Origin of the sequence: Corynebacterium sp. LaCa78, from assembly GCF_046717505.1 — a bacterium.
GTDB lineage: Bacteria > Actinomycetota > Actinomycetes > Mycobacteriales > Mycobacteriaceae > Corynebacterium.
The window spans coordinates 2,116,279-2,136,266 of the sequence record NZ_CP177112.1 but is presented as its reverse complement, the minus strand read 5'-3'; the positions used below and the strand labels follow the sequence as shown (position 1 = coordinate 2,136,266).

Sequence of the window (19,988 nt, the reverse complement as noted above, 5' to 3'; positions counted from 1 at the left end):
GCAGTAATGAAAAACAATAAACTCCTTCGCTACGGCGGCATTGCGGCACTGATCCTCGTAGCGCTGTACGCCTTTACGTTTTTTAGCAACGAGACCCGCGGATATGTGGACACGGATACCTCCGTGGCCCTGAAACAGCTGCAGGATAAAAACGTTGACGAGGTAGAAATTGATGACCGCGAGCAGCGCCTGCGCATCAAGCTCAAGGACGAAATCACGGTAGAAGAGCGCGAGGGCGTACAAGAGATCGTGTCTCAGTACCCCGCGCGCGCCTCCGAGCAGGTCTTTGATGCGGTCAAGGATTCGGGTGCGGAGAAGTATCAGACCAACGTCACCCAGGATTCGTTCTTGGGCTCCATGCTCAGCTTCCTGCTGCCGATGGTCATCCTCTTCGCCCTGCTGTTCTGGCTCATGTCCCGCATGCAGCAGGGTGCAGGCGGCATGTTCGGCATCGGCAGCTCCAAGGCCAAGGAGCTGACCAAGGATATGCCGACCAATACCTTCGAGGATGTTGCCGGCGCCGATGAGGCCGTGGATGAGCTGCAGGAAATCAAGGACTTCCTTGATGATCCTTCCCGTTATTACGAGCTCGGCGCGAAGATTCCGCGTGGCGTGCTGCTTTATGGCCCTCCGGGTACCGGTAAGACCCTGTTGGCCCGCGCCGTTGCGGGCGAGGCCGGCGTGCCTTTTTATTCCATCTCCGGTTCGGACTTCGTGGAGATGTTCGTCGGTGTGGGTGCCTCCCGCGTGCGTGACCTGTTCAAACAGGCCAAAGAGCACAGCCCGTGCATCATCTTCGTGGACGAGATCGACGCCGTGGGGCGCCAGCGCGGATCCGGAACCGGCGGCGGGCACGATGAGCGCGAGCAGACCCTGAACCAGCTGCTGGTGGAGATGGACGGCTTTGGCGATCGCGAGGGCGTTATCCTCATCGCGGCCACCAACCGCCCAGATATTTTGGACCCCGCATTGCTGCGCCCGGGCCGTTTCGACCGCCAGATTCCGGTCACCAACCCGGATCTGGCCGGCCGTGAGCAGATCCTGCGCGTCCACGCCAAGGACAAGCCTTTGGCGGAAGAGGTCGATGTGGCGCAGCTGGCCAAGCGCACCGCCGGCATGTCCGGTGCGGACCTTGCCAATGTGCTTAACGAGGCCGCGCTTCTCACCGCCCGCATCGGCGGCAACGTCATTACCTATGACGCGTTGGAAGAAGCCACCGACCGCGTGGTGGGCGGTCCACGGCGCCAAGGCAAGATCATCTCCGAGCACGAGAAGAAGGTCACCGCCTACCACGAGGGTGGCCACACCCTGTCCGCGTGGGCGCTCAAGGATATCGAGCGCGTGTACAAGGTCACCATCCTGGCCCGCGGCCGCACTGGTGGCCACGCCATGACCTCGCAGGAAGACGACAAGGGCATGTACACCCGCGACGAGCTGTTTTCCCGCTTGGTCTTTGCCATGGGTGGCCGCGCCGCCGAGGAATTGGTCTTCGGCGCTCCCACCACGGGTGCGTCCTCCGATATCGAGAACGCCACCAAGATCGCCCGCGCGATGCTGACGGAATACGGCTTTTCTCCTGACCTGGGCACCGTCAAGTACGGCCAGGAGCAGGGCGATCCGTTCAGCCAGATGGGCGGGGGTGGCGGCTCCATCGATTACTCGGATGACCTTGCCTCCAAGATCGATGAGCAGATGCGCTACCTCCTCGAGCGCGCGCACGAGCAGGCCTACGACATCCTGCGCACCAACCGCGAGTTCCTGGACAAGCTGGCCGAGGCCCTCCTGGAGAAGGAGACCCTGCGCCGACCGGACCTGGAGAGCATCTTCGACGGCATTGAGCCGCGCGATGCCTATGATGTCTTCCCCGGCGAAGACGATCGCTTCCCGCGCCAGATTGGTTACGCGCCGGTCAAGACCCCGGTTGAGCTGGCCAAGGAGCGCGGCGAGGAACTTCCTAAACGCATGACGCTTCTCGATGCCTCCCGGGCAGCCCGCGAGCGCCGCCTCGCCGGCGAAGAGATCAAGGGCGAGGTTGGCTTTAACTTCGGCCAGCACGCCGGCGACTACGTGAACCCCGAAACGGTGCGCGAGCTGCACGGCGGTGGCAGCAGCCACCGCGAAGACCGAACTGACCAGAGCGGCCGCAGCGATGGACGCAGCGGCCGAAACGACCAGAACGACCGCGCGGACCAGAGCGACCGCGGCGACCGCGCCGACCAGAGCGACCACGGCAGCAGCGACGGTGGGGAAGGTCGAACGGATTCGGCATCGGAAAGCAGGGGAAAGCACCACAAGCCAGAGGGAGAAACCAGCCAATGGTTTACCCCAGGGTGGAATGAGTCTTCCCGCCGCGATAATCCCTACGCGCGCGATGCGGAAAAGCCGCGCGATGACGAAGAGTAAGAAGTACGTGCATGTCTGAAAATCACACTGATCCCCAGCAGGTGCCCGCCCGCGCGCCGTATGACCACGAGCGGGCGGAGGCGGCCGTCCGCGAGCTGCTCCTTGCCGTTGGTGAGGATCCTGACCGCGAAGGCCTGCGCGAAACCCCGGCACGTGTGGCTCGCGCCTACCGTGAGGTCTTCGCCGGCCTGCACGAGGATCCGACGGAGGTGCTGCATAAGACCTTTGCTGAGGATCACCAGGAACTGGTCTTGGTGCGCGATATTCCCATCTACTCCACCTGCGAGCACCACCTCGTGCCGTTTTATGGCGTGGCGCATATTGGCTATATTCCCGGCAAGGACGGGCACGTCACCGGGCTGAGCAAGCTGGCCCGCCTGGCGGATTTGTATGCCAAGCGCCCGCAGGTCCAAGAGCGCCTGACCCAGCAGATTGCCGATGCGCTCGTTAATGTCCTCGAAGCCCAATCCGTCATCGTGGTCATCGAGTGCGAGCACTTGTGCATGGCCATGCGCGGTATCCGTAAGCCGGGCGCAACCACAACGACTTCCGCGGTACGCGGCGGGTTTAAAAATAACGCCGCCTCGCGCGCAGAAGTGCTCAGTTTTATTCGTACGTAGCGCGTACGCAGTCGAGTTTGTCGAGCGAAAAGGAGAACGCAGTGCACCCGGCTTCCTCAGTTGCAGAGTTGACCATCGCGAAGCGCACGCTCGTCATGGGCATCGTGAATGTTACAAAGGATTCCTTTTCCGATGGCGGGCGGTGGCTCGACTTTGACGCCGCCACCAATCATGCCCGCGAGCTGGTGGAACAGGGTGCGGACATGATCGATGTGGGCGGCGAATCCACCCGCCCGGGCGCGGTGCGCGTGGAAGCACAAGAAGAAGCCGACCGCGTGGTCCCGGTCATCCAAGCACTGCACGAGCAGGGCATTCGCACCTCGGTGGACACGATGCGCGCCTCGGTTGCCGCCGCGGCGGCCGCGGCCGGGGTGGACATGATTAACGATGTCTCCGGCGGCCTCGCAGACCCCGAAATGTATGCCGCCATGGCCGATGCCGGCGTGCCCGTCTGCCTCATGCACTGGCGGACGCTGCAGGAAGGCGCGTTCGGATCCGCGGCGGGCACGGCGGATCACGGCGGCGATGTAGTGCGCGACGTGCACGAGACCCTCGAGCGCCTGAGCAATAACGCCCTGGATGCGGGCGTGAAAAGGGAGAATATAGTGCTGGATCCGGGCCTCGGCTTTGCCAAGAGCCCGCAGGATAACTGGGCGCTGCTGCAGGCCCTGCCCGAGTTTCTGGACGGGGAATTTCCCATCTTGGTGGGTGCCTCGCGCAAGCGCTTCCTCGCCGCCATTCGGGCGGACCGCGGGGTAGAGGCCAGCCCGCTGCTTGCCGATCCCGCCACCGCCGCCGTGACCGCCATTTCCGCCCAGATGGGCGCGTGGGGCGTGCGCGTGCACGAGGTGGGCGTATCCCGCGATGCCGTCGACGTGGCCGCCGCGTGGAACGCCGGCGAGTCCTATGTAGGCGGCGCCAATGCCACCGGCAGCTACCGCAATGCCGCCACCGGCACGGGCACAGTGACCTCTACCGCGATGGGTACGGAAAGGAATTAACCATGGCAGATCGCATCGAATTAACCGGCCTAGAGTGCTTTGGCTACCACGGCGTCTTTGATGAGGAAAAGCGCACCGGCCAGCCCTTCATCGTCGATATCACCTGCTGGTCCGAGTTTGCCGAGGCCGCAGCTCACGATGATCTGACCAAGACCATCAATTACGCAGAGCTTGCCGATGTCACCGCCAGCATCGTCGAAGGCCCCTCCCGCGACCTCATTGAGACCGTCGCCAGCGAGGTGGCCGATACCATCATGGAATCCTTCGCCGACCTGCACGCGGTGGAAGTGACCGTGCACAAGCCCAAGGCGCCGATCCCGCGCACTTTTGCCGATGTCGCCGTCGTCGCCCGCCGCTCCCGCAAGCACGCGCGCACCGGAGCCCCACGGCCCGCTCCGCAGGTGGGAACTCCGCAGGGAGCCGACGCGCAGCGCCCCGGCACGAACCCCGGGAGTCAGTAATGCGCGCGGTACTATCCATCGGCTCCAATATGGATGACCGCGTGGAGCTTTTGCGCACGGTATTTACCGAGTTCCGCGAGGACATCGTGGCGGCCTCGCCCGTCTATGCCACCCCGCCGTGGGGAGTAACGGACCAGGATGAATTCTTGAATGCGGTGCTCATCGTGGACGTCGAGGAGAGCCCGCTGGAGCTCTTACGGCGCGGCCAGAAGCTGGAAGAGGCGGCTGAGCGCGTGCGCGTGCGCCACTGGGGCCCGCGCACCCTGGACGTGGACATCGTCGATATCGAGGGCTATAGCTCCTCCGATGCGGAACTTATCGTCCCGCATCCCTATGCCCACGAGCGCGCATTCGTGCTTATACCCTGGTTGGCCGCCGAGCCGGCTGCTAAGTTGAAGGGACAGGATGTCTCCGCGCTGGTTGCCGCGTTGGACCCGCAGGAAACCGTCAATATCCACCGCTTGGGCCTGATGGAGGAGTTATGAAACGAACCTCGCTCGGTGCGCTTATCGGTGTTGGGATATTCATGGCAGCCGCGGCGGCCATCCTCACCACGCGCTTTTATGGCTCCATGATGTCCATCCCGGTCACGGTATCTGCCACGCTATGGCTCATGGTGGTGGTGTGCTTGGGGCTTACCTGGAAAGTGGATAAGGCCACCGATGAGGATCACGGCATCGGGCTAGATAATTCGCAGCTTAATCCGATGACCATCGCGCAGTTCATGCTGGTGGGCAAGGCTTCGGCGTGGACGGGTGCGATCGTCGGCGGGCTCTATGCAGGGGTGGCGGTGTATGTCATCCCGAATGCGGGCACCCTTGTCGCGGCTTCCGATGATCTGGTGGGAGTGCTCGCATCCGCGATTGGCGGCATCGCCATGTCTGCGGCTGGCCTGCGATTGGAGCGACACTGTGAGACCCCGCCGCCACCGGACGGGCTTCAAGCGGTACATTAGGGAGCATGACTCAGCCGCGCTCTTCTTCCAAAAACTCGTCGTCCTCGCCGGATTTGGGACAAATTGGGATTATCGCCCTTGTCATCTTGGCCGTCATCGCCAGCATCGTCATGCTCATTTCCGGCTCGGCAGCGGCGCTCAAGATTGCGCTGATTGCCGCCCTGTGGGCCGCGGTGGTGGGCTTTTTCTTGGTAATGCGCTACCGCCGCCAGGCCGAGGAATCCGTGACCAAGCTGGAGCTACAGGAGCGCGCCCACCGCGCGGAGCTCAAGCAGGCCCGCGCAGCCGAAGGCAAGGAGCTGCCGGATCAGCAGATCCTCGATGAGATCCGCACCGAGCTGGCCTCTATCCGGAAGCAGATCGAGGATTTGTCCGGCCACGAGTTCACCTACGAGCCCGCCGCCCTGCACGCTGAGGCGCGCCGCATCATGGAGCTGGAGGCCCAGACCGCCGCGGCGTCCCACCGCCGGGAGGAAGACATCGACTTTGAGCAGGCCTCTTCCGGCGCGCCGTCGGCCGATGCCATCGCCGGCCGCCTGGGCAATCAGCCCTCCGGTGCGCACGCGGACTCTAACCCGCTCAATGAGATCATCAGTGAAAACACCCGCGCGCAGCGCAGCACCGGCCGGACCGCCGAGCCGCTTGCCGATGCCCCCAAGCCCGCCACGTCCAGCGAGGCCGCGGGGGCGAAGGAGCCGAAGGACGTTTCCTTCGATACCGGCAGCTTCCAGGCCGTGCGCTGGGATTCGGGTGGGGACTCCAATATCAAGCGCCAAGGCTCTCGGCAGTCGGGCTCTGGCAACGCAGCTCACTCTGGCGCACGAGGTAGCCACCGCAAGCCAGAGGCTGATACCGCATCCGAGCCGGCTTCCGATGCGGTGACCCAGAACATCCCGCAGCAGACCACCGGCAAGGATGCGCGCGAGGAGTACAAGGGTTCGGGCCACCACGTGGCCGCCGAGCAGAAGCAATCGGCCTCGCGCCGCCAGCAGCAGACCCGCGGTCGCCGCCGCAGCGATGAACAGCGCGATGGTTCCGTGTCCGTCTCGGAGCTGTTGGCACAGATGAAGAAGGATAAATAAATGCGTCCACCGCGCATGCGCGTTGCCCTTTTCGGGCGCAGCCTCGCCGGGATTTCCCTGGCCACTGCCATGGAGCGCGCCGGCCACACCGTGGAGATGCTCAATGATCCGGCCGAACTTGGCTCCTTCCAGGCGCTGATTCTGGCAGTGGGTGAGGCACGGCTGGACGCTGCCGTCGAGCTGGTCCAGGACCACGTGCACAAGGGGCTCATCGCTTTCCACACGTGCCTGTCCCGAGGCGTGCAAGGCCTTGACCCGCTGGAGACCCACGGTTGTATCGTGGCGGCCGTCGCCCCCATGGCGGGCGGGCGCTGGGCAGTATCCACGCTGGATGAGTTGGGCGAAAATATCGCTGACTTCGTAGTGAGCGAATTCCGGGGGCAGGCAGTGCCGCTTTCCGATGCTGAGCGTCCCGCCTTCGCCGCCCGCTCCTACTACATAGAAATGCTCAGCCGCTTGCACCTAGCAGCGGCCGTAGAAGCCAATTTCTTTGCCGAGTTCGATGAGATCCCACCGTCTGAATTCGACATCGATACAGAGGACATCATTGCGGCCTACCGCGGCGCCACGGATCCCGGAATGCGCCGCCACTACTTAGAAACCGCTCGGCGCTTGGGTGAAGTAGAAGATCGCACCGAATTGGAAATGTGGGCCTTGCAGGAGGAATCCCGATGAGCTTGAAGATGGGACAAGCCACCGTCATCAGCGAGGTCGACCGCATCCGCATGGTGGGAAGCGCGCTGCGCAAGACCGGTCGCCCCGTGGCCTTCGTGCCGCTGACCATCGGCGTGCATGCCGGGCATATCGCGCTGGTGCGTGCGGCCCGTCGTATCCGCGGCGCGGTGACCGTCGTGGCCCTCCAGGAACCTCGTGCCGAGGATGTAGATCTCCTGCGCGCCGAGGGCGTGGACGTCATCTGGGATTACACGCCCGACAAACTCTGGCCCAATGGTCGCCGGATTACTATCTCGGCTCGCGGCGTCGCCGTCGAACGCGACGCCGCGAACTCCGCCGCTGCCGAGCAGACGCCTGATGCTGAATCTGCACCTGAAGGCTTAGAGCCCGATCTATCAGGCGAGCTCACCCTCTACCTCACGCTGATGATGGCACTGTCGCCCACCGATGTCCTCATCGGGGAAAAAGACTACGAGCTCCTCTTGGCCATTCACCATGCGGTGCAGGACCTGCACCTCGGGGTTCGCGTGCAGGGCGTACCCGCCGTGCGCATGCCCGATGGCGTGGTGATGAGCCTGCGCAATACCCGCGTGCCCGAAGATAAGAGGGAGGACGTAGCCGCCCTGTCCGCCGCGCTTACCGCCGGGGCACATGCCGCAGAGGCGGGGGCAGACAAGGTTCGCGAGGTTGCCGCAGGTGTCCTAGAAGCCGCCGGCGTTGAACCGGAATACTTAGAGGTGCGCGGCCGCGATCTGGGCGAGCCACCCGCCGAGGGCGATGCCCGCCTGCTCGTTGCGGCCACCATTGGCGGAGTTAGATTAATTGACAACGTTGGCCTGCCGTTGGGGATTGGGTTCACTAATATTGAAGAGCACGAGGCTAAGGCCGAGCTCGAGCGCGAAAAGCAGCGCGAACAAGACCAATCCCCGGAGGACTAATGACCGAAATCCACATCCGCGACCTCGACCCGCGCGATGAGCCCAAGGCGATTGAGTTTGCCATCGAAGGCATGCACCTGCACTGGTTTGTGAAGAACCCGCGCTTCGAGCGCGCCTACGGCCGTTACTTTTGGGATTTAGAGCGGGCCCAGGCCACCGATATTTTGGCCGCCTATGCCGATGATGGGCGTTTCCTCGGCGTGATTCTGGCATCGATTAAAGGCGAACCAGCGCTGCCGTATCCGTGGTGGCGCAAGGCTTATGTCAAGGCCGTGGATCTCTTCAATAGCCTGCGCCCTGGCGGGCACCGCGGTGACTATGATGCCGCGAACGAGGACATGTTGGTCAGCTACCTAGCCGAAAATACCGTGGACGGTGAAATCGGCTTTCTCGTCGCTGACCCGAACTCGGGTGTGAAGGGTGTGGGCACCGCGCTCATTGAGGCCTTTGAGGAGCGCCACCCCGGCAAGGATATTTACCTCTACACCGACGATGGCTGCACCTATCAGTTCTACGATTCCCGCGGTTTTGAGCGGGTGGGGGAGAAGCAAATCTCCATCGATAAGGACCGCGACCTTACCTGCATGCTGTACGTGCGCCACGTGGCGTGAGGCTACCGCGTCACGCCACGCAAACGAGCGCAGCTTCACGCTACGCAAACGAACGGAGCGTCACGCCACGCAACGCAGCCACATCGGCGAACGCTACAGACTTCGCGGCACGAACTCTCGCGGCGCGGGTCCTCCCCGCGCCGCCCGCGCCACCCGCGCCGCGTTAGTTCGCCAGCGCGCCCATCGGATCCCACGCTGGCAGGGTGGTGATATCGGAGGATTTGAGCGCCTCCTGGTACTGCTCAGGCAGGCGGGACGGGTGGACGGCGATTTCGAAGACGTACTCGTCAAACCAGTCATCGGCCATGGTCCAAAAGCCCTTGTCGCCCTTCTCGGTGCCCCAGGAATTCTCCACGCGCCAGCGGGTGACGTCGCCGCCCTCGGCGATATCCGCGCCGGTAAAGACCATCGCGTGCGTCATCAGGGACTCGTGGAGGCGGAGGCGGTCCGGCTTCTCGATGCCCATTTCCACCCCATACAGCCCCTCATAATCGTGCAGGCGCTTGGCCCAGACGCCGCTATCGGCATCGGATTGCTGGCCGGTATCGCAGCCGAACCAGACGGGCTGGCCATCCTCGATGGCAGAGCGGGTGGCATCGCGCAATACCTCGACTGGGGCGTTGAGGTAGGTGACCTTTTCACCGACGACGTTGCCCAAGTAGTCCACGGTGTAGAGCTCGCCGTAGTTATTGCGCGGGTCATTGACCACGCAGACGTACTCGCCCAGATCCTTCGGGAGGTACTCGCGGGCGAAGTCCTGCGGGGTAAAAGTGCCCTCGCGGTGGAAGTTATCGTCCTTATCGCGGTACTGCCACTGGAAATCTGTGGGCGGGAGGCCGAGGTTGGCGGTGAGGATGCGGTAGACATCGGCAAGCGCCTGCTCCTGCGCCCCAGACTTGCCCACGCGGATCTGGTGGGCGGCGCGGCGCAGGACGGTCTGCAGGTTGCGGTTGAGCATGGCGCTGGCCTCGGAGGACGCGGTCTCCGGCATGGCGTACTTGGGCACCACGCCGTACTTTTCCACCAGCGAGACGAACATGGACCACTGGCCGCCATCGCCAATGGGGTCATCCATGAGCTTGGTCAAGGTGCGGTCCGTAATTTCGCGGTCCTTGAGCTCGTCTACCGCAGTGAGGAACCAATTGGCTTTTTCCAGCTTGTCGTAGAAGTACAGGTAGGTCTGCGAAAGCTCGAAATCCTTGGTATTGGTGCGGTCCATGATGCCACCGCGCAGGGAATTCAGGCCCGCAAAAATCCAGCAGCGGCCAGAAGCCTTCTGGTTGGCCGCGCCCCACTTATCGAGCTTGTGGCTGGTCGCCGTGGTGAGCTCGCGCACGAGATCGCGGTCGACGCTCAGCTTATCGATACCCTCCTGCGCCACCGCATTCCGCGCCGCCTTGATGGCCGGCTCGCTGCTAAGCGTGGCGTTGGTGGTGTGAACTTCCTGTGGATTGATCTCATTCATTTCTCGATGCTCCTTAGTTCATCCGGTCCCAGAAGGGAAGCTCGATGGGCTCGGTCTCTAGCGCTTGTTGCTGCGCGGAAGTGAGGAATTCCTTGCGCACGACGATGTGGAAGACGTTTTCGCCGAACCATTCATCCGACATCGTGGCAAAGCCCTTGCCGGGTACCTCATCGGCGTCGTCCTTGCGCGGCGCCTTGGTGCCCCAGGAATTCTCCACGCGCCATGCACGGGGTGCACCATCGATGCCGGTCAGCGCCATCGCGTGGGTGGGTGCAGATTCGCCGGAGGTAAAGCGCTCCTCCTTGCTCATGGTGGAGTCGATGCCGTAGAGGCCATCGGTATCGACGAGGCCTTCGTCCCACACGGCGTTCTGGAAGGAGAACTGGCGGTCGACATCGCAGCTAAACCACACAGGCTCGCCGGCCTCGATGCTGGCGCGCGCGGCGGAGCGCAGTTCGTCCACATCGACGTTGAGGTAACCGGCGGGCGCGCCGCCAGCGACGTTGTTTACGGCGGCGCTGGTGTAGAGGCGGTGCTTATCGTTGGTGGTACGGGGATCATCGGCAAGCACGACGTACTCGTCCAACTTTGGCAGGTACTTATCCGCAAACTCGCGCGGGGTGGAGTGCACGCGGAAGAATTGATCGTCCTTGGTGCGGTAGCTCCACGTGAATTCCTCGGGCGGGGTGCCCAGGTGAATGGCGAGCACGCGTTGGATATCGGTGCGGGCTTGCTTGATAATGCCCCCGCGATCCCCCTCGCCTTCCACCGCACGGTGCGCGGCGCGGCGGATGATGGTGGCGATATCGCGGTTCATCTGGTCGGTGTGGCCGGACGAGTGCACCTCAGGCATGACCTCGGCCGGTACGGCACCGTACTTGTCCACGAGGTTGGTGAAAAATGACCACCAGCCGCCGTCGTCGCCTGTGAGCTCGAGGGAAGTAGCCACGTCGCGGTCATCCCAGTCGGTGCCGTCTTCGGTGAGATCCAGCAGTTGGTTGAGCACGAAGTTGGCGCGCTCTAGTTTGTCGAAGTACTGCAGGTAGGTAAAGGAAAACTCAAAGTCATCGATATTGAGCTCCTTGGCCGCGCGGTGGCGGAATACGTTGAGCGCGGCAAACATCCAGCAGCGCCCGGAGCGCATCTGGTCGGTAACCCCGAGGCTGTCGAGCTTTACTTCGGTGGTGGGGTAGAGGGCGGTAATGCGGTCACGGTCGAGGGCCGCCTTGGCCACCCCTACGCTGGTAATGGCATTGCGCGCGACGCGCAGCTGGGAGTCCGCTGCGGCCTCCTCGCGCAATTGGGACAGGAAGTCATTGGTGAGCAAAGTCATATTCTCTGTTTTAGCAGACTGCGATCTCACCCCAGGCCGTTGGGGCCGAATGGGCCATTATAAGTGCTCGGCTAGTCGCGCCACGGCCGCGGGGTTTCCCACCTCTTCTGGGAGCCAGGGGATCTCGTGGACCGGGGTACCTGGAAGCTTGTCGTGCAAGAGCGCTAAGGCTTCATCCTCTGCGGCGCGCCGGGCGGCTAGGAACTCGCCTTGGTCCGCGGGCGTGCGGCGGTTGACCAGCATGGATCCCACCCGCACTCCATTGCCTGTGAGATCCGCGTGGAACTCGGAGGATTCTAAGACGGGCAGGCGCTCGGCGGTGAGAACGATATGGAACACGGTGCGCTGAGAGGTCAGCGCAGCGCGCAGGTGCTCGAAGCGCTCGCGGCGCTGGAAGAGCGTGGCTCGGATTTCCTGATTGCGCCGGTCCACCGGATCGTTATCGGCACCGGACTCCGCGGACATCCCGCGCACCAGCGAGCCGAATTTATCGGACTTCTCGCGCCGGGCAAGCAGCCCATCGGTATAGGCCGCCATGATTTCCGGCAGGGCCATCAGCCGGGAGGTGTGACCGGACGGGGCGGTATCGAAGATGAGGTAGTCATACTCGTCCGCGTTAGCGACCAAGGTGGCCATGCGCTCCAAGAGCGCCGCCTCCTGCGTGCCGGGGGATTGCCGGGCCAAATCTAGGTGCTTTGTTACCTCGCCGTGCAAGTGCTCCGGCATGAACCGGCGCATCGAGGCGCCCACGGTCGTGAGGTGTTCCTCGGTGGCCCGGGCAGGATCGAGCTCGATGGCGGAGAGGGATGGGGTGAGGTGAGAGGAGGCATCGGAAAGCGTGGAATCAAAGATATGCCCCAGGTTGTGTGCCGGATCCGTGGAGACCAAGAGCACGTTGTGGTCCTGGGAAAGGGACAGGGCCGTGGCGGTGGCGAGGGTGGTCTTGCCCACGCCGCCCTTGCCGCCAAAGAACATGATGGGCGCGGTTTCTAGCAGCATTGAATATTCTCCAGGGGTGATTTATCCATGCCCATGCGTGTGTGCCAGGCATGGAAATCTTCGTAGACCAGCGGCAATAGCTCCAGCGTGTAGTAGCTGGCGGGGTTGGGGATGCCGAGCGCCTCCGAGGCCACCAGCATCATAAATAGGTCATCTTCTTGCTGCTGGGCCTTGGCAAAGACGGCGCGGTACGGGGCCTGGTAGTACTCATTGAGTCCCGCGCCGAAGGCCTTAAGCTTGTCGAGCATGCTGGGGAAGGGGAGCGTCGGTATCGTCATCGGTCCACTCCAGCGGTGGTTCCTTGCGCGCGTTGGAGATGGCGCCGATCGACTCCACGATGACCCAGATGGAGGCGATGACGATGACGACGTCCATGCCGAAGAGCAGCCAGTTCTGATCCGCAAACAGGGATTTCAGCTGTAGCAGCGCTGCCCACAGCGACATGATGGTGACGAAGATGAGCGGGATGATAACCGGCAGGGTAGGCCGGCGCAGGTGGGTGAGGATAACCACGACGATGGCCAAGGACAGGCTGGCCATGAGCTGGTTGGTGGTACCAAATAGTGGCCAGATGGTCATGCCACCGGAGCCATCCGCACCGGCGGAGAAGGTCAGGCCGAAGGCCAGGCCCACCGCGATGATGGTAGAGACCAGCGCCGTAATGCGGATGCCCATGATTTCGCCGATTTCCTGGACCACGATGCGCTGCAGGCGCACGCCGGAGTCCATGGTGGTGGCGGCGAAGAGTACGGCCATGGTCGCCAGGATGGTGGCAGACAATGAGGTGGGAATGCCCAAGCCCTCATTCATCAGCGCGCCGCCTCCCTGCACGAAGGCGTTGACGCCGCCGGCGTTCCACTCGGCGTAGATTTCCTCCCAATTCGCCAGGGTCTTAAAGCCGGCGGTGGTGGCGATGATGGTGCCGAGCGCCAGCAGACCCTCGCCCACCGCGCCGAAGTAACCCACGAAGCGAACGTCGGTTTCCTTATCAATCTGCTTCGACGAGGTACCCGAGGCCACGATGCCGTGGAAACCAGAGATGGCGCCGCAGGCGATGGTGACAAAGAGCAGCGGGAAAATGCCCGGGGTTCCGTCAGGAACGTTCTCGCGCACGGCAGGGGCGGCAAGCTCCGGACGGGTGATAAGGAAGGAGCCGTACAAGATGATAAGACCGACGAAAAGCTGCAGGCCATTGATGTAATCGCGCGGCTGGAGCAGTACCCACACCGGCAGCAGCGAAGCGATGAAGGCGTAGATAAATAGCAGGATGATCCACACGCCGTTGGCGGGAATACCCAGGACCGTCTCTGGCAGCACGACCGGGAAGCGGTCACCCAGGACCATCAGCGAGTACAGCGCCACCACGCCCACGAGGGAGACCAGCGGCAGGTTCCAGTTCAGGCGGTAGATGGCCTGCCCAATCAGCAGCGCGACGGCGATGGCGCCCCACGTGGGAATGACCGCCGAAGGCGTGGAGATAAGCAGGTTCGAAATCACCACGGCGAAGGCAGCATTGACCATGAGCAGCAGCAAGAAGATCACAATGAGGAAGAGGTTGCGCCCGCGCTTGCCGATGTAGCGCCCCGACAACGTACCAATCGACTGACCCTTGTGCCTTTGCGAGGCCCATAGCGCGCCCAGGTCGTGCATGCCGGCGATAAAGACGGTGCCGAACGTGACCCACAGGAATGCCGGGAGCCAACCCCAAATGACGGCCACTGCCGGGCCGATAATCGGTGCCGCACCCGCCACGGAGGTGAAGTGGTGGCCCCACAGCACGTATTTATTGGTGGGAACGTAATCCACGCCGTCTTTGAGGCGGTGCGCCGGGGTGGTGTAGTTCTCTGATAGCCGGAAGATGCTCTTGCCCAGGAATTTGGAATAGAGCAGGTAGCCGGCCAGCATCATCGCCACGCCGATGATGACAAGGATGAGAGAGTTCATGGCTGTGTCTCCTTGCGCGTCGAAGGTGGGGTGTTGTGTATCACAGGTCTGAACAGTATGTCACGGTTCACACAAATTCTTGCAGTGCGGGTGGATTAAGGGGGTGGTGTCCCACTATGTGGACGCGGTGGAGGGGCTTATGCGTTCCTTTGCGCGCTCGGCGTGGCTTGGCGGACATATCTGGGCCAAATCGCGGGTAGCGGGCGGGATTAAAGGACCCTGCTGGCGCGGCATGTAGCCAGTAGTGCCGAAGTACCGTGGTTAACGGCGAAGGCTCAATCGACTGGACTTATGGAGGAGTCGTTATCTCGCTTCCTGCAGTTGGGACCCCTTTGGTGGCGGCACTTGTAAATCTTGACGAAATATCTCAAAAATTTCCGAACAGCGGCTTTTTGGCGAGGTAGCGAATGATTCGATTTTCGGTCTGGCTAGTCTACTGGAGCTCGAATTCTACAACGTCAACTTCGTCTGTATCCGCTAATCCGGGGTAGTGAGTATCTAGAGCTTCGTGAAGCTCGGATAGAGAATTGAACCCGTCATTTTTAGCTTGCTTTTCCGACAGCAGCCCGCGCTGGGTAGATACAACGGCTGTGACCTGTGCGGGTAAGCTGACGACTTCCCCGGTTTCCTTCTCAAAGACTATTTGGGCTTTTCCTTCATTGAAGGGATCATCTACTCGGATTGTTTGACGCTTTTCTCCGCTCCGAATGGAATCCTCGTAGCCTTCCCACATGTAGATGCGCTGCTCTTTTTCCAAGTCTTGCAAGTTAAACGCGAATGGAAGAAGTTCTTCCACAGTGGGCGCAACGAGGCCGTTGCTTCCGCGCACAATACACTGGATAGATGGATCGACATCAAAAAGTACCTGGCGGCATTTACCACAGGGTGAAATTACTTGTCCGGTAGGTCCATATATGGCGACTACTGCTTGGATGGGATCCCCTGGATAACTAGCGGCATGGTTTGCTAAAGCAGAGACTTCGCCACAGGGGCCACCAAGGAAATGGTGTGCGTTTAAACCGAGAACGTGTTTTCCTGATTTGGTCAGGAGAGCTGCGGCTACGGTGTGGTCTCCTCCGTCTTGGAAGCGCTGCGCATGGGCGGCTGCTTTGGCTGTTAATTCCCGAAGTTCGTTAGTAATCACGCTCTAATGGTAGTAACTACTAGCAGCTTCGATCTGAAGTGTCCCAGATTTTCCCATCTACTCAAACGGAACAAAACCTGGGACACTTCAATGTCGGATATTACCTACCTGCGCACCGGTGAAGGATGGTTGTACTTGTGCGCGGTCCGCGACGGCCATTCCCGCAGGTTACTGGGCTGGGCTATGGATAGCGTGCAAGACACAAGTTTGGCCGAACGGGCCCTGCGGATGGCGTATACATTGCGCGGTGATGTTCCTGACGGGCTGGTGTTTCACGCCGACCGGGGAACACAATTTACCAGCGAACAACTCTGGGAGGCGTGCCGCAATCTGGGCGTTGCTCAATCCGTGGGGCGTACCGGGGTGTGTTTCGATAATGCGATGGCTGAGTCGTTCTGGTCGACGCTTAAGACCGAGTTCTACGACCGGAAGCGCTGGGCCACCCGCGATGCTGCGCGTCAGGCTGTGGCTTGCTGGATTGAAGTGGTCTACAACCGTCGACGTCGGCACTCCGCCCTCGGGATGGTCAGCCCTATCGATTTCGAGAACCATATCACCCAAACCAGAAACGAAGAAGAAATAGCTGCCTAACCACTAGGTAGCTTGACTACGTGCCCACGATTTGCGGGCAACCCCACTCGCATCTGACACTAGACAGTAAACTCTTATTAATATAAAGTAAGGCTATGCTAAAATCGTTTACAAAAGGGCGTGTAGTTCTCGCGCTCGTATTCGCCTTAGCTCTAGGGGTAGGCCTTGTGGCGTGTTCTTCTGATTCTTCTTCTACGGAAGAGAACGGAGATAAGAAGATCGAGCGAGTTGTGGCGCTCGATTGGCGCTACGAGGAAATCCTCAAGGCTCTCGATGTGGACCCAGTGGGAATCGTGGAAATCGGTAAATCGGAAGCGCCGACCACCTTAAAGGGCCAGCTGGAGCAGGCCACCTCAGTGGGTCAAGCCAAACAACCGAACCTAGAGGTTATCCAATCCTTGGAGCCAGATCTGATCCTGGCTAGCCCTACCCGCCAGGCCAATATCATGCCACAGCTAGAAGAGATTGCGGATACCGAATCCTACTCAGATGAGACTTACTCGGACGTGCTGGATTCGATGGATGAGATCGCGGCCAAGCTTGGCAAAGAGGAAAAGGCCAAAGAGGTCCGTCAGCGCATCGAGGACAAGATCGCTCAGACTAAGGACACGGTAAAGGCAGGCAGCCGTGCTGTTGTGGCCGGTTGGTCCAGCGAGCTGCTCTATACCTGGGTCGATCCTTCCTTCCCCCAGTCCCTGCTGAGTGAGGTGGGCTATGACTACGCCTTTGAAGGTGAGAAGTCATCCATCGAATCCAAGACCGATGTAGCGGAACTGACTGGCGATAAGCTCCCCGGTATGAAGGCTGACCGGGTCTTTATGTACAAGGACGTCGATGCGTTTAAGAAGACGCCCTATGCTAAAGGGAGCGGTGACATCGTAGAAGTAGACCAAGATATCTGGTCACGCGCCCGCGGGCCGCTTTCTGCTGAGCACATGCTCGATGACATTATTACAGCTGAAAAGTAGTGGCACTACGAACTAAAACCGGTTCCTGCTTGGTCCTTGCCACCGCTGCCGTCGTGTTCGTGTGGTGGTGGCAGCTTCGCCATGTTCAGGTGCCAGTTGATGCCCCGTGGCTGGAAGAAGAGCTACATAGCGTGGCTTTTGACCGCCTCCTTGCTACCACGGTGGTTGGTATCGCGTTAGGTGTGGGTGGGCTATTGCTGCGCACGGCCACCGCGAACCCGCTTGCCGATCCGTCCATTACTGGTGTGAACTCCGGTGCGGCACTCGGTGCAGTCGCAACCGCAATGTTTATAGGAAGCGAAACCTCGAGCGTCGATCAGCTGCCCGGCGCACTGTTGGGCGCAGGGATTGCTGTGGGGGTGACTGTGGGCGTCGGTAAGAGCGGTGAGATCCAGCGCATGGTGCTCGTTGGCGTTGCCGTTTCCACGCTGTGTAGCGCTTTGACCTCCATTTTCCTAGTGATCGATGAGGCTCAACTGGCTACGGTGATGTCATGGCTTTCTGGGCGGCTTGCCGGAGTGCGCCTGGTTGATATTACCCCCGCGCTGGTTTCCGTGCTGGTCGTGGTGCCCTTGACCTTAGTCAGCGCGAAAAGATTGGACTTACTCGTAGCTGGTGATGCCGTGGCCGGTGCTGTAGGCGCGAAGCCGGAGCGAATTCGGTTGGCTGCCATTGTGGCGGCGGTAGTGCTCATTGCTCCGGCGGTGGCCGCGACTGGGCCGATTGGGTTCTTGGGGTTAATGGCCGCAGCAGTTGCGTGGCGCGTATGTGGTCCGCATCACCGCACGGGGCTGTGCGTGGCTGGAATTGTTGGAGGGGCGGTGCTCCTAGTAGCTGATTTGATTGGCCAGGCAATCTGGGCGCCGGCCGAGACCCCAGTGGGCATCGTGACTTCTTTGGCTGGCATGCCATTAGTGTTGTGGTCCGTCCATGCGCTGGGGAGGAGGAAGCATGCGGCATAAGAGATTTGTTGGGGTGCTAGTAGTACTCATCCTGGCGTTGGCGTTGAGCGCAATCATCGGCATGGGCGTCGGTGCGGTGATGAAACCGCCGGGCGAGGTGATCACCGCCTTCGTTACCGGAGAGCCGCTCATCTGGAAGTACCGCGCCCCGCGGATCTTGGTGGGTATATGCGCAGGCGTTGCCATGGCCGTGTCCGGCTGCCTATTGCAATCTGCGCTGCGCAACCCCTTGGCTGCACCAGATACGGTGGGTATTACCTCCGGCGGTGGACTCGCGGCCGTTGCGGTACTCATGGGAGCAGGTGCCCTGCCGGCCCATCTGTTGACTTTTATTGTCTTTATCGGCGCGTTGGCGGGAACTGCGCTGGTTCTCCTCCTCGCTGGACGTGGGGCGAGTGATCCGGTACGCCTGCCGCTTACCGGGGTAGCGGTATCGTTTGGGCTGGGCGCAATCACCGAACTGTTGCTGGTGCGCGCCGCCCCAGAAGCGGGCGCGGCCATGACATGGCTGAAAGGTTCGCTTTACGCCCGCTCGCTTGGCGATGCCACTATTGTCGCCCCCTTTATCCTTTTCGCCCTAACCGTTGCGATGGTGGTGGCAAAACACCTGGATATGCTGGCGCTGGATGATTCCACCATGGCCGGTATCGGTGTTAGGACTAGGACGTGGCGCCTCGTAGCCATCGCCTTGGCCGTCATCCTCGGCGCCGCAGGGGTTGCTGCGGCTGGGGTCTTGGGGTTCGCCGGGCTTATCGTCCCACATGCTGCCCGTTTGGTGGTCGGTACGAATCTGCGCCGGCAAATACCCGTGGCGGCGCTCGGCGGCGCGGTCCTTGTCACCGCATGCGATTCGGTAGGCCGGTGGGCCTTTGCGCCCACGGAAATTCCCGTCGGTGCGCTCATCGCGTTGATTGGCGCACCTTACTTCATTTTCTTATTGACTCGGCTCACCCGAGTGCGAAACGGAGGCTAGACATGACACTGACGTGTAGCGCATTAACCGTGGGCTACGGTGGTCCAGATGTGGTTAAGAATGTAAATCTCCACTTAGCCAGCGGTCAAGTAACTGCCCTTATCGGGCCAAATGGCTGCGGTAAGTCGACGCTTCTCAAGACCTTGGGCCGCCAACTTACACCCAGCTCAGGTGCAGCCTACCTCTTAGGAAAAGATATCAGCGAGTATTCCTCGCGCGCTTTTGCCCGGGAAGTTTCTTTCCTGCCACAACACCCCGTGGCCCCGGAAGGTGTAGTAGTGCGCGATGTCATCGGCTACGGCCGCTATCCCTATACGGGGGCGCTAGCAACGATGCGGGCCGGAGATCATGAAGCGGTTGAGCGTGCAGCCAGACGTGCTGGGGTGAGCGAGCTGCTTGATACCCCCGCCGCAGACCTTTCGGGCGGCCAGCGCCAGCGCGTTTTCCTCGCTATGACGTTGGCGCAAGAAACACCAATTACCTTGCTTGATGAGCCAACTACTTACCTCGACCCCGCGCACCAATTGTCCATCTTGGACCTCATCCGAGATCTTAACCGTGCCGAGACTACGGTGGTCATGGTGGTCCACGATATGGTCCATGCCGCGCGTTACGCCGATCGAATCGTAGCTATGCGTGAGGGGCGCATTGTGGCCGAAGGGCCCACCGAGGAAGTTATGACCGCTGAACTCGTACGCGAAACCTTCCATGTTGAGTGCCTAGAGATGACTGATCCATCTACCGGTCGACGCTTCCCCATACCCATTTCCGTTCACGCTCCTGAACTTTTTGGACCCCAGAAGGAAGAAGATAAAACTCTTTAAAGGAACACGTAGTAATGGAAAACGATCTAGGCCACGAGG

19 protein-coding genes and 2 pseudogenes are annotated in these 19,988 nt (G+C 61.3%); 15 read left to right on the top strand and 6 right to left on the bottom strand.

What is annotated here, in order from left to right; translation table 11 throughout:
- Nucleotides 1–6 precede the first annotated feature (6 nt).
- From ftsH to ACLI1O_RS10245, 10 genes and pseudogenes are all read left to right on the top strand, one after another.
- Nucleotides 7–2,403, top strand: a complete 2,397-nt coding sequence (gene ftsH, locus ACLI1O_RS10290) for an ATP-dependent zinc metalloprotease FtsH (protein WP_239275353.1) — start codon at nt 7–9, stop codon at nt 2,401–2,403.
- Nucleotides 2,404–2,414: 11 nt separating this feature from the next.
- On the top strand, nt 2,415–3,023 hold the full coding sequence (folE, locus tag ACLI1O_RS10285; protein ID WP_237801155.1) for a GTP cyclohydrolase I FolE: 609 nt from the start codon (nt 2,415–2,417) through the stop codon (nt 3,021–3,023).
- Nucleotides 3,024–3,064: 41 nt separating this feature from the next.
- Nucleotides 3,065–4,024, top strand: coding sequence for a dihydropteroate synthase (gene folP / locus ACLI1O_RS10280; protein WP_370657780.1), 960 nt, complete (start codon nt 3,065–3,067; stop codon nt 4,022–4,024).
- Nucleotides 4,025–4,026: 2 nt separating this feature from the next.
- A pseudogene (folB, locus tag ACLI1O_RS10275) lies at nt 4,027–4,401 on the top strand (dihydroneopterin aldolase); the annotation flags it as partial.
- Between the two features lie 83 nt (nt 4,402–4,484).
- Nucleotides 4,485–4,970, top strand: a complete 486-nt coding sequence (gene folK, locus ACLI1O_RS10270; RefSeq protein WP_023023952.1) for a 2-amino-4-hydroxy-6-hydroxymethyldihydropteridine diphosphokinase — start codon at nt 4,485–4,487, stop codon at nt 4,968–4,970.
- Nucleotides 4,967–5,440: a DUF3180 domain-containing protein gene (locus tag ACLI1O_RS10265; RefSeq protein ID WP_023023950.1), complete on the top strand. Its 474-nt coding sequence runs from the start codon at nt 4,967–4,969 to the stop codon at nt 5,438–5,440. Before folK ends, ACLI1O_RS10265 begins: the two co-directional genes overlap by 4 nt.
- 5 nt (nt 5,441–5,445) lie before the next feature.
- Nucleotides 5,446–6,522: a DUF6779 domain-containing protein gene (locus ACLI1O_RS10260; RefSeq protein WP_239268448.1), complete on the top strand. Its 1,077-nt coding sequence runs from the start codon at nt 5,446–5,448 to the stop codon at nt 6,520–6,522.
- The gene (locus tag ACLI1O_RS10255) at nt 6,523–7,197 is read left to right on the top strand and encodes a hypothetical protein (protein WP_239268446.1); all 675 of its coding nucleotides are present in this window, start codon (nt 6,523–6,525) and stop codon (nt 7,195–7,197) included.
- Entirely contained in the window at nt 7,194–8,135 is a 942-nt protein-coding gene (locus ACLI1O_RS10250; RefSeq protein ID WP_239268443.1) for a pantoate--beta-alanine ligase, read from the top strand. The genes ACLI1O_RS10255 and ACLI1O_RS10250 overlap by 4 nt, the downstream gene beginning before the upstream one ends.
- On the top strand, nt 8,135–8,746 hold the full coding sequence (locus ACLI1O_RS10245; protein ID WP_239268440.1) for a GNAT family N-acetyltransferase: 612 nt from the start codon (nt 8,135–8,137) through the stop codon (nt 8,744–8,746). The genes ACLI1O_RS10250 and ACLI1O_RS10245 overlap by 1 nt, the downstream gene beginning before the upstream one ends.
- A 163-nt stretch (nt 8,747–8,909) precedes the next feature.
- On the opposite strand, the gene ACLI1O_RS10240 is transcribed toward ACLI1O_RS10245, so the two are convergent.
- The 6 genes from ACLI1O_RS10240 to ACLI1O_RS10215 form a co-directional block, all read right to left on the bottom strand.
- Complete coding sequence (locus tag ACLI1O_RS10240) at nt 8,910–10,211, bottom strand: aminopeptidase C (protein WP_239268438.1); 1,302 nt, start codon at nt 10,209–10,211, stop codon at nt 8,910–8,912.
- 13 nt (nt 10,212–10,224) lie between these two features.
- On the bottom strand, nt 10,225–11,544 hold the full coding sequence (locus tag ACLI1O_RS10235; protein WP_284849518.1) for an aminopeptidase C: 1,320 nt from the start codon (nt 11,542–11,544) through the stop codon (nt 10,225–10,227).
- A gap of 57 nt (nt 11,545–11,601) precedes the next feature.
- Nucleotides 11,602–12,543 (bottom strand): ArsA family ATPase, encoded by a 942-nt coding sequence (locus ACLI1O_RS10230; protein ID WP_411706839.1) that lies wholly within the window; start codon nt 12,541–12,543, stop codon nt 11,602–11,604.
- Entirely contained in the window at nt 12,534–12,791 is a 258-nt protein-coding gene (locus tag ACLI1O_RS10225; protein WP_239268433.1) for a cory-CC-star protein, read from the bottom strand. Before ACLI1O_RS10225 ends, ACLI1O_RS10230 begins: the two co-directional genes overlap by 10 nt.
- Entirely contained in the window at nt 12,775–14,487 is a 1,713-nt protein-coding gene (locus ACLI1O_RS10220; RefSeq protein WP_005284818.1) for a carbon starvation protein A, read from the bottom strand. Before ACLI1O_RS10220 ends, ACLI1O_RS10225 begins: the two co-directional genes overlap by 17 nt.
- A gap of 433 nt (nt 14,488–14,920) precedes the next feature.
- Nucleotides 14,921–15,631 carry an ASCH domain-containing protein gene (locus ACLI1O_RS10215; protein ID WP_034657790.1) on the bottom strand — a complete coding sequence of 237 codons (711 nt, stop codon included), beginning with the start codon at nt 15,629–15,631 and terminating at the stop codon, nt 14,921–14,923.
- A 90-nt stretch (nt 15,632–15,721) separates the two neighbouring features.
- Here ACLI1O_RS10215 and ACLI1O_RS10210 point away from each other — a divergent pair.
- The 5 genes and pseudogenes from ACLI1O_RS10210 to ACLI1O_RS10190 all read left to right on the top strand — a co-directional run.
- Nucleotides 15,722–16,222 (top strand): annotated as a pseudogene (locus tag ACLI1O_RS10210) (IS3 family transposase); the annotation flags it as partial.
- 95 nt (nt 16,223–16,317) lie between these two features.
- A complete protein-coding gene (locus tag ACLI1O_RS10205) occupies nt 16,318–17,190 on the top strand; it encodes an ABC transporter substrate-binding protein (RefSeq protein WP_411706838.1) in 873 nt (290 codons plus the stop codon).
- Nucleotides 17,190–18,152, top strand: a complete 963-nt coding sequence (locus ACLI1O_RS10200; RefSeq protein WP_370658456.1) for a FecCD family ABC transporter permease — start codon at nt 17,190–17,192, stop codon at nt 18,150–18,152. Before ACLI1O_RS10205 ends, ACLI1O_RS10200 begins: the two co-directional genes overlap by 1 nt.
- Complete coding sequence (locus ACLI1O_RS10195) at nt 18,142–19,125, top strand: FecCD family ABC transporter permease (RefSeq protein WP_239268430.1); 984 nt, start codon at nt 18,142–18,144, stop codon at nt 19,123–19,125. The genes ACLI1O_RS10200 and ACLI1O_RS10195 overlap by 11 nt, the downstream gene beginning before the upstream one ends.
- 2 nt (nt 19,126–19,127) lie before the next feature.
- On the top strand, nt 19,128–19,949 hold the full coding sequence (locus tag ACLI1O_RS10190) for an ABC transporter ATP-binding protein (RefSeq protein ID WP_239268428.1): 822 nt from the start codon (nt 19,128–19,130) through the stop codon (nt 19,947–19,949).
- The last annotated feature ends 39 nt before the right edge of the window (nt 19,950–19,988 follow it).

Coding starts and splice junctions, on each gene's coding strand:
- ftsH (WP_239275353.1), top strand. CDS start 7: ATGAAAAACAATAAACTCCTTCGCTACGGCGGCATTGCGGCACTGATC.
- folE (WP_237801155.1), top strand. CDS start 2,415: ATGTCTGAAAATCACACTGATCCCCAGCAGGTGCCCGCCCGCGCGCCG.
- folK (WP_023023952.1), top strand. CDS start 4,485: ATGCGCGCGGTACTATCCATCGGCTCCAATATGGATGACCGCGTGGAG.
- ACLI1O_RS10265 (WP_023023950.1), top strand. CDS start 4,967: ATGAAACGAACCTCGCTCGGTGCGCTTATCGGTGTTGGGATATTCATG.
- ACLI1O_RS10260 (WP_239268448.1), top strand. CDS start 5,446: ATGACTCAGCCGCGCTCTTCTTCCAAAAACTCGTCGTCCTCGCCGGAT.
- ACLI1O_RS10255 (WP_239268446.1), top strand. CDS start 6,523: ATGCGTCCACCGCGCATGCGCGTTGCCCTTTTCGGGCGCAGCCTCGCC.
- ACLI1O_RS10250 (WP_239268443.1), top strand. CDS start 7,194: ATGAGCTTGAAGATGGGACAAGCCACCGTCATCAGCGAGGTCGACCGC.
- ACLI1O_RS10245 (WP_239268440.1), top strand. CDS start 8,135: ATGACCGAAATCCACATCCGCGACCTCGACCCGCGCGATGAGCCCAAG.
- ACLI1O_RS10240 (WP_239268438.1), bottom strand. CDS start 10,211: ATGAATGAGATCAATCCACAGGAAGTTCACACCACCAACGCCACGCTT.
- ACLI1O_RS10235 (WP_284849518.1), bottom strand. CDS start 11,544: ATGACTTTGCTCACCAATGACTTCCTGTCCCAATTGCGCGAGGAGGCC.
- ACLI1O_RS10230 (WP_411706839.1), bottom strand. CDS start 12,543: ATGCTGCTAGAAACCGCGCCCATCATGTTCTTTGGCGGCAAGGGCGGC.
- ACLI1O_RS10225 (WP_239268433.1), bottom strand. CDS start 12,791: ATGCTCGACAAGCTTAAGGCCTTCGGCGCGGGACTCAATGAGTACTAC.
- ACLI1O_RS10220 (WP_005284818.1), bottom strand. CDS start 14,487: ATGAACTCTCTCATCCTTGTCATCATCGGCGTGGCGATGATGCTGGCC.
- ACLI1O_RS10205 (WP_411706838.1), top strand. CDS start 16,318: ATGCTAAAATCGTTTACAAAAGGGCGTGTAGTTCTCGCGCTCGTATTC.
- ACLI1O_RS10195 (WP_239268430.1), top strand. CDS start 18,142: ATGCGGCATAAGAGATTTGTTGGGGTGCTAGTAGTACTCATCCTGGCG.
- ACLI1O_RS10190 (WP_239268428.1), top strand. CDS start 19,128: ATGACACTGACGTGTAGCGCATTAACCGTGGGCTACGGTGGTCCAGAT.